Genomic DNA, 13,650 nt, shown 5'->3' on the forward strand with positions numbered 1-13,650 from the left:
AAAGGAACCGTTCGACAAAAATCGTAGCGCATAAATCCAAAAAAGCAGCGCATAAATTCAAAAATGGGTTGCATAAACACAGCAGGAATTCACCCTCCAAGTATCAAATTAGAATATTGTCACCATATTTTTATAAATAGGAGGGAGAAACAATATGTTTAAAAAATTAACAAACTTCTCAGACCGAATGGTTCGTCGGTACTTACCAGACGCCTTTTTATTTGCGATCTTATTAACGATTTTAGTTTTTTTACTTGGCTTCATTTTTACCGACAGTACACCGACTAATATGGTCGCTTACTGGGGAGGAGATTTTTGGAACTTATTAGCTTTCGCCATGCAGATGTCACTCGTTGTTATCACAGGTTACGTCGTGGCGAACACACCAGTTGTGAAAAAAGCTTTATCCGGTTTAAGCCAATTCGCGAACACACCAAGTCAAGCAGTTATGTTAGTGACGTTTGTGTCGGCTATTGCCTGTCTCATTAACTACGGTTTCGGACTGGTCGTCGGCGCATTATTTTCAATCCACGTCGTGAAACGCGTTCCAAACGTAGATTTTAGACTATTAGTTGCAAGCGCTTACAGTGGGTTCTTAGTTTGGCATGGAGGATTATCAGGTTCCGTTCCACTCACAATCGCTTTAGAAGATCACCCACTAGTTGAAACAATGGGGACAATCCCAGTTACGGAGTCATTATTCGGTTGGTTAAATATCTTTATCGTTGTTGTATTAGTCTTAACACTTCCTTTAGTCAATTGGTTCATTATGAAAAATAGTGAAAGTCATACGAATATCGACCCAGCTATTTTAGATGCACAAACTTCATACAAGGAGCAAGCGGCAACGGTTGATCAGGCTGAACTGACACCGGCTGACCGACTCGAGCACAGTAAAATCATTGCGTATCTCGTAGGATTATTAGGGCTATCATTTATTGTTTATCATTTCGCGATTAATGGCTTTGATTTAAACATTAATATCGTAAACTTCATCTTATTGTTTGTCGGTATTTTATTCCACCAAACGCCTAGACGATTCTTAGACAGTGTTTACGATGCCGTACGAAACGCGGGAGGCATCATTATTCAGTTCCCGTTCTATGCCGGGATTATGGGTATGATGGCAGGTTCGGGCATGTCTGTTGCCATGACCGAGTGGTTCGTAAGCATTTCCAATGAAGTGACGTTCCCAGTCTTCGCTTTCCTAAGTGCTGGTATTGTCAACTTCTTCGTTCCATCCGGCGGCGGCCAATGGGCGGTACAAGGGGATATTATGATTAATGCAGCACAAGGTTTAGGTGTTGACACGGTAAAAACAGCGATGGCAATTGCTTGGGGAGATGCTTGGACGAACATGATTCAGCCGTTCTGGGCATTACCATTACTAGCAATCGCAGGCCTTAAGGTTAAAGACATTATGGGTTTCTGTTTAATTATTTTAATGTACAGCTTTTTCCCAATTGCGATTGGTTTATTAATCTTTTAAACAAAAAAGGGGTGAGCCTCACACGGGCTCACCCCTTAACATTTTATTTTTCCATTACTTCATCAATTAAGCCATATTCCTTCGCTTTTTCAGCTGACATGAAGTTGTCGCGATCGGTGTCACGCTCAATCACTTCATAAGGCTGACCTGTACGATCAGCAAGAATTTGGTTGATTTTCTCTCGCATTTCAACGATACGCTTAGCGTGGATTTGAATATCAGTAGCCTGACCTTGCGTACCACCTAATGGTTGGTGAATCATGACCTCACTGTTTGGTAGACCATAACGTTTGCCTTTTTCACCAGCAGCAAGTAAAAATGCACCCATAGAAGCTGCCATACCAACGCAAATCGTTGATACATTAGGCTTAATGAATTGCATCGTATCATAAATCGCCATACCTGCTGTAATCGAGCCACCAGGTGAGTTGATGTATAATGAAATGTCCTTATCCGGATCTTCAGCTGCTAAGAAAAGCATTTGCGCAACGATGGAGTTCGCAATGTTGTCGTCAACTGGACCACCAAGCATAATGATACGGTCCTTAAGTAAGCGTGAGTAAATATCGTAAGCACGTTCCCCGCGGTTAGTCTGTTCAATGACTGTAGGAATTAAATTCATTCTCAATTTCCTCCTTTTACAACTTCAAATTATGTCTTCACTTAATATCTTACTCGTTTGGTCAATAAAGGTCAAACAAAAAACTTACCAACTTTAACACTTTCAATTTTCCCATATAAATATGAAAATAAACGTCTGAAAATGCCAATCCAATCAAAAATCTCAACCAATTGCATACTTGAATTATATCGAAACTAGAAGTATAATTACAAATGCATTTATTGCTACATGCCCTCGTGGTGTAACGGATAACACATGAGATTCCGGTTCTCACGATGGGGGTTCGATTCCCTCCGAGGGCGTTACCTAAACCCACGTCATGACTGCTTTCGAGACGTTTGAATACATTCGAAAGCACCCCGAAAACCCGACTATATAATTTTTGAAAATAACACGAAGTACTAACACGTGCTCCTTTTTTTCTACTTGCATTTCGCGTTTGAAAGGAGAAAATTTTTATGCGAAAAAATGCAAGTGAGAAAAATTCCAATAACAAACAGAGCCGTCGAAAAAATCGAATGCAACTTGACGATTCGGCCCTCGAAGCAGTTAAGCAATTAGAAGTTAAAAAAGAGGGGATTGAACGAAAGCAATTACCATTAGAAAGTGCTATCGAAGCTTTTCTAGACTATTGTGAACTTAAAGGACTAAGATATGATACTTTAAAATATTATACAAAAGAGTTAAAACAATTTAGATTTCATTTAATTGACTTAGGTATAACTGAACCAATTGAAAATGATTTGGTTGACTTAACTCAGAATCATATATATGAAGTTATTCGATTTATGAAGCAAAAGAGTTATGCAGTTAGTACGATTAATACTAGATTAATTGCGATAAAAGCACTATTAAACTGGGCTGTTGAACGTTCTTATATTTCTGAGTCGCCTGCCAAAAATGTAAAACAACTCCGTAAACGTCAAGAGGTTGGGCCAACTTTTAGCCAAAATCAATTAAGAAAACTATTAGCTGCTCCAGATTTACACACTTTCCCTGGTTTTCGTGACGTCTGTATAATGACGACATTATCTGATACTGGATGTAGAGCTGGTGAATTAGTCGCATTGAAGCTTACAGATGTTGATTTAGTTGAGGGTACTATCTTGTTTAGGATTAATAAGAACGGAAATCCTAGGAGAATACCTATGAGTAAACGCTTGAACAAGTTACTGAGTATATGGATTAAAGAAATAAGAGGGCAGAGTGATAATGATTGTTTGTTTATATCTGTAGATGGTGGCTCGATTAGTAACCGTTTGTTACAACAACAAATAAAGCATTACAGTCGAAAGACTGGTGTGGAAAGGGAAGTTAGTGCTTCACCTCACGCGTTTCGAAGAACATTTGCAAGGAACAAAATTGCAGCAGGTGTTAATATCTTTGTCGTTCAGCAGTATTTGGGTCATTCATCGCTTGATATGTTAAAACGATACGTAGCAATTTATGGTCCAGATTTAAAAGAATCAATAGAAAAAGGAATTGATTAAAAATTTTTGGAGAAAAAATGAGAAGCCTCAAAGGCTTCTCATTTATGATACATCAAATTGGTTGAGTATATCATCAGCTGTATCGATATTATCATTTTTATTATTCAATAAAATTTCCTTAACTTCATTCTTCGATTTTCCTTGTTTGAATAGGTTTTTTATTTGTTTGAATTTATCACACAACATATTTAATTCAGCAAAATTATAGACTGTGATTAACATACCAGCTGCTATTTCTTTATTCTTTTCTAAATAGCAAAAGGCTATTTCACAATTATCAATTAAAAATATGGTTTCTTTACTAAGTGTTTCTGTATTGTTCTGTTTAGAATGATTTTGATACAAACCTTTTGTAAATTTATATTCTATTGAACCAGAGCGATTAGAAGAAAAGTGTTCATTATTATTATCCGAAAAATATTTTTTTATATCATGAAATTGTTTTTCAATAATTTTATCGTCTGGTGTGACATAGTAATATTTGGGTCTAAAACTATCAGTATTCTGAATAATGTACCAACAACCTGGTTCTAAATCAAAGATTGCTAATCCATTCCGACAAGCAGTAAATTTCCCTTCACTTGGTTCTAAGTAACCTGTGTAAATTCCCTTGTCATTTTTAAAGTTAAATCCTTTGAATTTTTTAACAAATCCACTTTCTTTAAATCTTTCTTTCCATTTCATTTTATATATTGCCATATTAGTCTTCCTTTCTATGTAATATTTTTAATAATTTACAAAAAATCTTTTTAATATGTATAACCGTTTTCTTCGTTTAGTTCAGAGTAATATTCCAAAGCTTTAATTTCATTATCCGAAAGTATTTCGTTTATATAAGGGTTATTAATCATTGATTTTGTGTCACTACAATTGTTCCAATATTCAATTTCCTCTTTTAGTTCTATTTCCTCTGCTTCTTGAATTGCTTCCACTTGTTCATCTATGTACATTTCCCATTGACATTTTTCGCAAAAATCGTGCATTGAATTTATACTCTCTGAACATTCTTGGCACCCATAGATTTTTTGTTTTGTTTCTTTTGAAACATCATTTCTAACCTGGGATGTTGATGTATTTATCTCATTGATGAATTCTTCAAATTGTTTATTGAAATCTTCGAGTATATGTAAGATTTCTTCCTCCTTTCTCGATTCGTTGTACTGACTGTGACATGATGGGTTATTCATTTTACATTCATCCTTTCTAAAAATTTATTAGTTGAATAATTGCTCTATAATAATCGTATCAATTCAAAAGAAATTTTGGGAAAAATCGCAATTTAATTTTTGAGAATTTTTTATAAGTGGACATGAACGTTGTTAAATCAACATTTATCAGTAAAATTAATAACTTTTATTTAAGTAGTGTAATTTTAAATTGATGCCATCGTCATTAGACCAATGTAAATCTTTTAGAAGGCTAGTTCTATATATCTAGGATGGAATATTTATCGATGATATATTTTTGTTCAATTATGCAGATTTTATGTTATTTCTTATTCTCCACCTGATTAATCACTTTCATTTGTTAGGTGCATCGGTATTTATTTTTCTTTAGGCTTATTAGAATAAATTATGTTAGATAAAGTCAAATCATGTAGGAATATTCAGACTATTGTTGATGCTTACTATATAATTGGATATAATTAACAATACAACAATTTAATGAATGGGGTTTTTGCAATGAGTGTAGACGTTTATTTTTCTGACTTTTTTAATATTGAAGCAAAAGTGATTGAGGATTATGGAGCATTTGACGTCTCATTGATTAATGACTTTCCACTATTTATTGACCCTTTCCTGCTCTTTAATAGTAGAAAAACGGAGTATCAAGAATTACATGAGGGCATGATTAAATACCTTAAATTCTTAAGGGATAAAGCGCAAGAGAAAAAGATATCTCCTGGACTTTTGAAGGCCTGGTTTATGTTTCCTGAAATTAAGCAAAACTGGCTCGGCTTTTCTAAGAGTGGTAATGGAGGCAATGGTTTAGGTGAAGATTTCGCACAAGCATTATACTCCAATTTAAATAATGTACTTTCAAATTTCGGAGAAGAAAAAGTAACAGAGAGTAGCCATCTGGAAAAGCTTTGTATAATTAAAGAAAAGGTGGGGAAAGACAGTATAAGTGATTTTACTACAAGGTTGATTCATGAATATTTACTGAAGTATACTCAAACGTTTGCTTTAAAACACTTGGAAAAAGAGTATGTTAAAAAGGTTTCAGTAAATAATGTTAGGTTTAACTATAGAACTGAAACATGGGAGAGTGATACTTTTCAATTGCCTTTTATTAAAGGTGATTATGTGCTGTTATCACCAGTTGATATCTTAACTAAGGACGAAACATGGATAAATAAAATAGATATGGTAAAGGATTTTTCTCTAATTCCTGAGAGTTTTGATAACGAACAATTAAGGTTCCAAGTTAATAATTATTTTATGTCTATACTCCCCAAAAAACCTTCACAAAAAGACAGAAGTCTTGCTGTCAGTCGAGTTATAGCTGAGTATCCAGAATTTGTGGATTATTATATCAAATATAAGGAAGAACGAGGGGATGAGGCTGAAGAATCTAGTATTGAAAAGGTGAAAGAATCCTCTAGTTTTTATGTTGAAAATTTCAAATATCTTATTACATTGCTCGATAAAGAGACAGAGTTCTATCAAACGAAGGACGACACAATTGAAGAATCATTGAAAAGAGTCATGTTCATGAAGAACGTAATTGAAAACAACGATGGATATCGTATATTCTATTCCAAAGGAAAGCCAATAAAAAAAGAAGACGACCTTCAAATTTTATATAGGTTAACATGGTTTGCAACTGAATCAGATGTCAATAGGGAAGTAAATAATGGGCGAGGTCCAGTTGATTACAAAATATCCAGAGGCAATAAAGATAAGACGTTAATTGAATTTAAGTTAGCCAGTAATTCACAACTAAAGAGAAACCTTAAAAAACAAGTGGAGGTATATGAGAAGGCTAACGTTACAAAAAAATCAATAAAAGTTATTCTTTATTTTTCTGAACAAGAACTGGGTAGGGTAAATAGAATTCTGAGTGAGTTAAAGTTATCAGGTGAGGAGAATATTATACTTATAGATGCTAGAAATGATAATAAACCGTCTGCTTCTACAGCCTAGATAGTATCCAACTACACATCCTCTGAGTAATGTTTTAGTAGCTTTATACGGTAACACAATTGACCAAATATAACTTAGGTCATAGGTTGATTAAACACATCAAATGATTGTGTTTGCATTGCATAATGAAATTAAATAGTGTTTTTTTAATTCAGAGAAATTATCAATTGCTACTACTAACATTAATGTGAAGTCTAGGGGAACATTTCGTTTTTTAATAATCATTACTGAATCCTTTAGTCTTGAACTTATTATATAATCTTACTGATAAACACAATCAGAAGAAAATGTGATAAAAGATATTTGAGGAAATATCCAATAATTTAATTAATAGTGTGTATTTATTTTAATTCAAAGTTAACCAACGTATTTATATAATTTCATATTAAGCTAATGTGCACGTTAATCCAGGGAGGATTAACGTTTTTTATTTTATTTTAATTAAGGGTGGATTATTGTATAAGGCATTTTCTGAACTTTACTTTTAAGTCAGTCAAATAATTAAAGTGAATCGAAACTCAAAAAAAGTTTAAATATATGTAAATAGCAGCAAATTGTTGTGGAAAAGTTTATTAAACATTTTAATTACATAGATTGAAAAATTTAAAATTTTTGGGAAGGTATTTTGATTTTATTTCGAAATAGTATTAATAGAGTTGAAAAAATGAATAATTATTTTATTAGCAAAGACGAAAAAAAGTATCCGGGGGTTTACACGTCTATCCTGCGGCCACGACTCACCCTCGTGGAGTAGCCCGTTAGAGGGGCGGGACACTCCCAGAGTGTCTTTTTGTTTACTAAACAATCTGAACACACACCCCGTGCCTGTTGCGAAAGCAAGGTAGGTGAAAACATACGCTGTGGTAGCGTAGTCGGTAAAGCAGGACCTGGGCGACTTGTTGAAAAAACGGTGTTTTCATTTGATGGAGCGAACGACCGAGCTAAAAATTTCGGTAAATGCACATTCTACCCTCGAAAAAGGGGGTAGTCTGTCACTTCACTCCCTTCGCAAAAATGTTGTTACCAACCCATTTCGCTTTGCTCAATTCAATGTTATTAGCAATTGATTTTTCATAAACGATTGGGTTATAACATTGATAGTTATAACATTAACTAATATTAAACTAGAAAAGCAAAACAAATAATTATTAAATTTATTTAGTATGGTAAGTAAATTCAACTAAAAAAATTATGTTTACAACATTACCCTTAAGAGTTTGTAATTAAGTTCAGCAGCTTTTTTACCACCATATCGTCCTTCAGTATTAACTAAGAAAGTTGTATCAATTTGTTTATTATTACCTTTAATTGAATAATACTCAATTTCTTCATATGCAACATTTTCTAGCCATGTTATATAGAAACATTCAGGTGGATAGGTTTTTAATAAATCAGCTACATAACAATTCACATTATTAGGTGTTTGTCCACTATTAATAATATTAAGGTAATCGTGTGTTCTTCTTCTGAAATTGCCTGCTTTACCAATGTAAATTTCTATAGGCTCCATGTGTTTTGGAACTTCATTCATATTTGGGTGATTAATTATATTATATACTGAACATATCTTGTTGGAAGGGCAGAAATAATATATGCTGCGCTATTATTGGTTAATTCTGAATAACTATGTTCACAAACGTTAAATACTGGTAATAAAAAACCTGGAGTCGGAAAGTTAACAGCCATATTTAATATCCTCTCACAATGAGATTTGATTTCTTACCATGATAGTTTGAACAAAGTTATAAATATTATCATTGGAAATTTATAGATATTTTAATGCCAATAATTAACAACAACACTTCAAAACTGAAGTGCTGTAAGTTAGTCTATTAGTTTAGAATGGTTATTTTGAATTTTCATTATAAAAATGTAGTTTCTGAGTCATTTTTCTGACCATTGTGTTAATAACAAATAAAAAAGAAGCCTTTATTCGACTTCTTTTTTCAATATTGTTATCTATGTGAACTCTATCGAGAGAAGTGAATTTAGAAGAACAAGTCAACTCAATTGCATTTCTTTCTTTTTTCTTATTTCATTCCTTCTTTTTCTTCAATTCAATGAAAACTTCTCATTTTATACTGTTGCTAGTTTCTCTTTTTTCTCTTTGTTTTTTTTGAACCCTAAATGAATCATAAGTGCAGTGTGAATACGTTCTAAAACATTTTTATGAACGACACAAATCTTACTATGTACGTCATCCTGGTTAACTACACGTATTTGTTCGCAAAAAACATAAGACGTACATTCAAGTTCGCCCATTTTGCAATCAGATTTATCAATTCTCACATGCATTGGTAATCCTTTTTGTTTAGATGAAATTGGGATTACAGTGGTTGTAGTGCTGTGCTTGTTCCCAGCATCACACTGTAATATTAATGCTGGACGAACTCCCCTTTGGATGCTAGAACCTCTATTACTGCTGAAATTAACATAATGTATATTTCCTCGTTTAATTCTCATTCTCTTTTCATCCTTTCAATTTTATTATCTTATACCATGAATAATTTAAATGTGTGAAAAAAGATGAAAACTTTGAAGGGAAGGGCCTCGCTTATAAACTAAAAAAATTTTATTTTTATTTAAGGAATTTCAAAAATAACTGATGAGTGAACTAAGAGAAATACTTTAGAATTGGAGTTAAGAGCTTGACCGTCTCCTTCTTAGTTAAACCCTTTCTTAGCAAAAAACTATCAATTTAAGACAATTATCACTTCTCATATAAATTCCCGTTTTCTCTTATATTTTCCTATAAATCATCGTTTATCAGTGTTTTTATTTATATTTTTATTAATTACATGGAATTCGTATTCATTTTTTATTCTTTTTAGCACAAAGATATACTTATTTTTAATAATCATATCTTTGTAGAACCTTGTTTTTTATGGTGTTCTATAATAAAAAAACAGTAGCATAAGTTTTTAAAAGGTTTTTACAATAAATGGTCTGAGCATCAAATTGAAAATAAGGTATATTATGGTATGATTTATTTAAATATTTTGTTTTTTGGGGGATTTTTATGAGGGAAGCAATTCATGCTATTGACGAGACAATTGAAGTTTTACCTTTCACTTCAAATTTTGATGAAATTAATAATTTCAAAAAGCTTGCCAAGAAAGGAATATATAAATGTCCTTACTGTAACTCGGAACTAATAGTTAAATCTGGAGAGGAACGGGAAGTTCATTTCGCCCATAAACATTCTGAAGCATGTATTGATTCAAAAGAATTCGACCAGGCGGAAAAGAGGTATAGCAAACAAATTGAACGAGAAACAAAAACGCATAAAGTTTTAGTTGATATTGTTTATGATGAACTTACTACTCAAACAAAGGTAAATAATGAATTGTTTGTAGAGAAAGGTTATCGCTTTAAAACAGACCTTAAGTATTATCCTGACATAATCACTAAAGTGAACAATAAGACATTTGCTATTTCAATCGTAACTAATGTTAGCCCTACTACTGATAGCAGCTTAGCAAAGCAGATAAATACTAGGCATGAGTATTTCAAGGATAATGATATGATTCCGCTTTGGTATATTGAAAAAAAGGAATCTGCAATTGAAAAAGACAAAAACGCTATAGTTCTTTGGGATGCTGAAAACAATATTTCTTCAAAAACTAAGGAAGACAGAGAGTGGGATAGACATTTAGAGGATATTATCAAAGACAAAGAATTCTTTAAGCCTTTCAATTACCCAATTAGCATGGATGAAATAAAAATTGATGTTAGAAGTATGTACTACATTTATTCAACTGAGACAAATATTAAGGTCAAATTGCAAAGGTTTTTAAGGGACCGAACTGCTAAACCCTTTCGTGCATTCCTTCTGCTAGATGGATATGAACTTCCATTTGCCAGCACATTAAGGTTAGCAGAAGAATTTGAACTAAATAACGCTGAATTAGAGAAGCGAAGAAGAAGTGAGTTTTATGATTATTACTTTAAATTAAATGAAGAATATAATAAAAAAATGAAAGATGAAGAAGAAGCCCAATTAAAACTCATTGAAGATAACAAGAGAAAGCATCAATTAAATATAGAAAAAATAAAAAATGAAAATGTATTACTAGATAGTTCTTCATATTTTTCATATGATGATTTACGTTCTCTTTTAAAAGAGAAAATTAATCTTACTCAAAAAGAACAGAATTTACTTTGGTCAAAATATATGACAAGAATTGGATTCAAAAATCCCTATGTAGTATGGAATGTGGTGGTTAAGAATGGATGTAAGTCTTTTGATGATTTGCATAAAATTCTTGACGATGAATTACGAAAAAGAACTATAAAGAATTATTTTTAAAAATACTAAAAGACGTCTTTCATGGCGTCTTTTTCCTTTTCATTTTTATTGTTTACGTCAATTCATTGTTATTAATCTATTATTTAATGTAGGTAATAAATTTTTCTAGAATCTATTTATGATTATAAAAAATGAAAAGAAGCAGCCACTTAGGCTACTTCTTCTCAGGTAACTTTGATTTAGCAATAGTCAACCTTATATTAGGATGACCACCTTCTACGACAATTTTATTATAGAACTACTATAAAACTTAAGTCAAATTTCAATATAAATTACTGTATCAATTGGGTGTACTCTACTGGGACAAGATGAATTGCTTGATTTACCTAGTTTCGCAGTTTCCCATTTACATGTATCAAAACTAGATATAAAATATTTCTTAATATTACAATAATTAGTGGTGAATAAAAAAGTTCAACTAATTTTTTTATTGGAAAAATTTATTGTAAATCAGGGGTGCATTTTTAAGGTAGTTAAAAGTTATACGGAGGAATATAAATGGAAGAAGTTACTCAAGCAATATTAAAATATATTGACCAAGATAAACCAGATTATGCAATAATGATTAATGGTCCGTGGGGGAGTGGAAAAACATATTTTTGGAGGAATATTGTCAGGCCAGCTATAGCCGAAAAGAAAAATGAAAATAAGAGTTTAAAAGTTATTTACACTTCACTATATGGACTCAAATCGGTTGATGAATTGGGAAAAAAAATATTCTATGAATTTTATGCAAACTCAATAAAAAGCAATTCAAATATTAAAAAAATTACGGATAATAAATTTGTTGGAGCTATTCCTGAAATGGGGAAGATATTGCTTAATATCGGTAGTGGATTCGGTGTTAGTTTTGGTAATAAAAGTGTTGAATATGAAAATTTATTTGATTTGGAGAATTGTGTTTTATGTTTTGATGACTTAGAAAGAACAGATATAGAACTTACAGAAATACTAGGCTATATAAATAACTTCGTTGAGCACGACAATATTCACACAATAATAATTTGTAATGAGGATGAAATTGAAGGGAAAAATCATTCAATAAATTATGAACAAAAAGTTCAAGCAGCGGCAAGTCTAGTTGGTAATTCTATTAATAATATTGAAGAAAAAGTTGATTTCATTAATAATAATTTGACAAGTTTATTTGACACAATGAATGATTATAAAAGAATTAAAGAAAAACTAGTGGGCAGAACTATCACATTTGTTCCTAATTATGAGGAAATTATAAGAAATGTTGTTACTAATTCAGCAAGTTCAAGTGATATTAATCAATATTTAAATGATAAAATTGAGTTGATAATAAGAGTCTTTAATCAGAGTAAAACTAATAATGTTAGAATATTAAAACAAGCGTTAGTTGATTTTAGTTCTATATATGAGGAGACGAAAGTCGATAGTGAGTTAAAATGCCTTCAAGAAAAAATGTTAGTTTTAACACTTATACTATCTTTTGAAATTAAATCGGGAAACATAGATAAATCAACATTAAAAAAAATAGAAACGACGAAAAATTTAAGCTCATTATCTCTGCAATTTTATATTAAAGATAAAGGTAATGATACCGCTAAAAATAGATTGTTAGAAATGATACAAAAATATAAACTCACTTATCTTAAAAACATTCCTTTTTTAAAATTTATAGAGAGATTAATATGCGATGGAATAATAGATGGAAATTTATTGCTTCATGATAAACAAGTTATATGTAAAAGTGAAAGGGAACTTGAATCTTTTGAACATTTACTAAATGGGTACTGGGATTTGACAGATAATGAATTTCAGAAAAATTTAAGTGATACTTTATATAAATTAAGTAACAACGAAATTCCATTTTATTTATATCATAAAATTTATACCATATTGCGTAATCTTAGTGAAAATCAACTTATTGAGAACTTTGAAGAAGTTGTTAATCAGATTAAAAAGAATCTCCAAAAAGATTTAGACAATATTAAAGGAAGTTATCAGGATGATATTTCAATGAAACTTGATATTTTTAATAATTATCCAAACGATAGTGATTTGAATGAAATCAAAGAATTAATTTTAGAAATTAACAATGACATAAGAAACGAAGAAGACATAGAAGTATTAGAAAATCTAATTAAAAACACCATTTCTCTAGAGGAATTTATACAGGAAGTTGATAAAAAATTTGGGTTAAAACCTATATTTGACAAAATTGATTTACAGCTTCTAATTAAAACTCTTAATAAGATGGAAAATTCTGATTTAGTATCTTTTAATACATTGTTGAAAAATCGATATGCCTCCCAACATGATGAATTAAAAACAGACTATCCTTATTTAAAGGAACTAAAAAATTTAATTAAAAAAAATTGCTTAAGTGAATCATTAAAATTAAGCGATGTTATATTTAAACAAATTATTTCTAATATTGATAATATTGTTACGAAACAAAGCTAATATCATAAAAATAATTTATAAAACAAAACTTATATCGCTAAAAAGGAAAATACTAATGTCACTATTTGAGTTTCCTTTTCTTTCTAGTGTACAAACTTCAACACCATTAACCAGGTCAATTGACGGTGAAATTTATTCAGAAGTAATTACTCCTCAAACAA

Annotated in this window: 10 protein-coding genes and 1 tRNA gene; 6 read left to right on the forward strand and 5 right to left on the reverse strand. The window is 31.3% G+C overall.

Annotated elements, in window-relative coordinates:
• The first annotated feature begins 154 nt into the window (after positions 1–154).
• Positions 155–1,489, forward strand: a complete 1,335-nt coding sequence (locus tag EDC24_RS07885; protein WP_124221383.1) for a short-chain fatty acid transporter — start codon at positions 155–157, stop codon at positions 1,487–1,489.
• 43 nt (positions 1,490–1,532) lie between these two features.
• On the opposite strand, the gene clpP is transcribed toward EDC24_RS07885, so the two are convergent.
• Entirely contained in the window at positions 1,533–2,111 is a 579-nt protein-coding gene (clpP, locus tag EDC24_RS07890) for an ATP-dependent Clp endopeptidase proteolytic subunit ClpP (protein WP_124221384.1), read from the reverse strand.
• Between the two features lie 230 nt (positions 2,112–2,341).
• Between clpP and EDC24_RS07895 the strand changes: the two genes are divergently transcribed.
• A tRNA-Arg gene (locus EDC24_RS07895) sits at positions 2,342–2,413 on the forward strand.
• Between the two features lie 156 nt (positions 2,414–2,569).
• A complete protein-coding gene (locus EDC24_RS07900; RefSeq protein WP_124221386.1) occupies positions 2,570–3,601 on the forward strand; it encodes a tyrosine-type recombinase/integrase in 1,032 nt (343 codons plus the stop codon).
• A gap of 42 nt (positions 3,602–3,643) precedes the next feature.
• On the opposite strand, the gene EDC24_RS07905 is transcribed toward EDC24_RS07900, so the two are convergent.
• Together EDC24_RS07905 and EDC24_RS07910 are read right to left on the reverse strand one after the other, a co-directional pair.
• Positions 3,644–4,300 carry a hypothetical protein gene (locus EDC24_RS07905; protein WP_124221388.1) on the reverse strand — a complete coding sequence of 219 codons (657 nt, stop codon included), beginning with the start codon at positions 4,298–4,300 and terminating at the stop codon, positions 3,644–3,646.
• A 50-nt stretch (positions 4,301–4,350) separates the two neighbouring features.
• A complete protein-coding gene (locus tag EDC24_RS07910; protein WP_124221390.1) occupies positions 4,351–4,788 on the reverse strand; it encodes a hypothetical protein in 438 nt (145 codons plus the stop codon).
• A 495-nt stretch (positions 4,789–5,283) separates the two neighbouring features.
• Here EDC24_RS07910 and EDC24_RS07915 point away from each other — a divergent pair, with 495 nt between their 5' ends.
• The gene (locus EDC24_RS07915) at positions 5,284–6,747 is read left to right on the forward strand and encodes a hypothetical protein (RefSeq protein ID WP_124221392.1); all 1,464 of its coding nucleotides are present in this window, start codon (positions 5,284–5,286) and stop codon (positions 6,745–6,747) included.
• A gap of 1,195 nt (positions 6,748–7,942) precedes the next feature.
• On the opposite strand, the gene EDC24_RS07920 is transcribed toward EDC24_RS07915, so the two are convergent.
• Positions 7,943–8,278, reverse strand: a complete 336-nt coding sequence (locus tag EDC24_RS07920; RefSeq protein WP_170158510.1) for a hypothetical protein — start codon at positions 8,276–8,278, stop codon at positions 7,943–7,945.
• 545 nt (positions 8,279–8,823) lie between these two features.
• A complete protein-coding gene (locus tag EDC24_RS07925) occupies positions 8,824–9,210 on the reverse strand; it encodes a type II toxin-antitoxin system PemK/MazF family toxin (RefSeq protein WP_124221396.1) in 387 nt (128 codons plus the stop codon).
• Between the two features lie 556 nt (positions 9,211–9,766).
• On the opposite strand from EDC24_RS07925, the gene EDC24_RS07930 reads away from it, so the two are divergent.
• Positions 9,767–11,056: a competence protein CoiA family protein gene (locus EDC24_RS07930; RefSeq protein WP_124221398.1), complete on the forward strand. Its 1,290-nt coding sequence runs from the start codon at positions 9,767–9,769 to the stop codon at positions 11,054–11,056.
• 498 nt (positions 11,057–11,554) lie between these two features.
• Positions 11,555–13,489: a P-loop NTPase fold protein gene (locus EDC24_RS07935; protein WP_124221400.1), complete on the forward strand. Its 1,935-nt coding sequence runs from the start codon at positions 11,555–11,557 to the stop codon at positions 13,487–13,489.
• The last annotated feature ends 161 nt before the right edge of the window (positions 13,490–13,650 follow it).

The sequence above is a fragment of the Aquisalibacillus elongatus genome, assembly GCF_003843875.1.
Taxonomy (GTDB): domain Bacteria; phylum Bacillota; class Bacilli; order Bacillales; family Alkalibacillaceae; genus Aquisalibacillus; species Aquisalibacillus elongatus.

Bases quoted from the DNA above. Each gene is read 5' to 3' on its own strand.
- EDC24_RS07920 (WP_170158510.1), bottom strand. From the start codon at position 8,278: ATGAATGAAGTTCCAAAACACATGGAGCCTATAGAAATTTACATTGGT.
- EDC24_RS07885 (WP_124221383.1), top strand. From the start codon at position 155: ATGTTTAAAAAATTAACAAACTTCTCAGACCGAATGGTTCGTCGGTAC.
- EDC24_RS07930 (WP_124221398.1), top strand. From the start codon at position 9,767: ATGAGGGAAGCAATTCATGCTATTGACGAGACAATTGAAGTTTTACCT.
- clpP (WP_124221384.1), bottom strand. From the start codon at position 2,111: ATGAATTTAATTCCTACAGTCATTGAACAGACTAACCGCGGGGAACGT.
- EDC24_RS07900 (WP_124221386.1), top strand. From the start codon at position 2,570: ATGCGAAAAAATGCAAGTGAGAAAAATTCCAATAACAAACAGAGCCGT.
- EDC24_RS07935 (WP_124221400.1), top strand. From the start codon at position 11,555: ATGGAAGAAGTTACTCAAGCAATATTAAAATATATTGACCAAGATAAA.
- EDC24_RS07910 (WP_124221390.1), bottom strand. From the start codon at position 4,788: ATGAATAACCCATCATGTCACAGTCAGTACAACGAATCGAGAAAGGAG.
- EDC24_RS07915 (WP_124221392.1), top strand. From the start codon at position 5,284: ATGAGTGTAGACGTTTATTTTTCTGACTTTTTTAATATTGAAGCAAAA.
- EDC24_RS07905 (WP_124221388.1), bottom strand. From the start codon at position 4,300: ATGGCAATATATAAAATGAAATGGAAAGAAAGATTTAAAGAAAGTGGA.
- EDC24_RS07925 (WP_124221396.1), bottom strand. From the start codon at position 9,210: ATGAGAATTAAACGAGGAAATATACATTATGTTAATTTCAGCAGTAAT.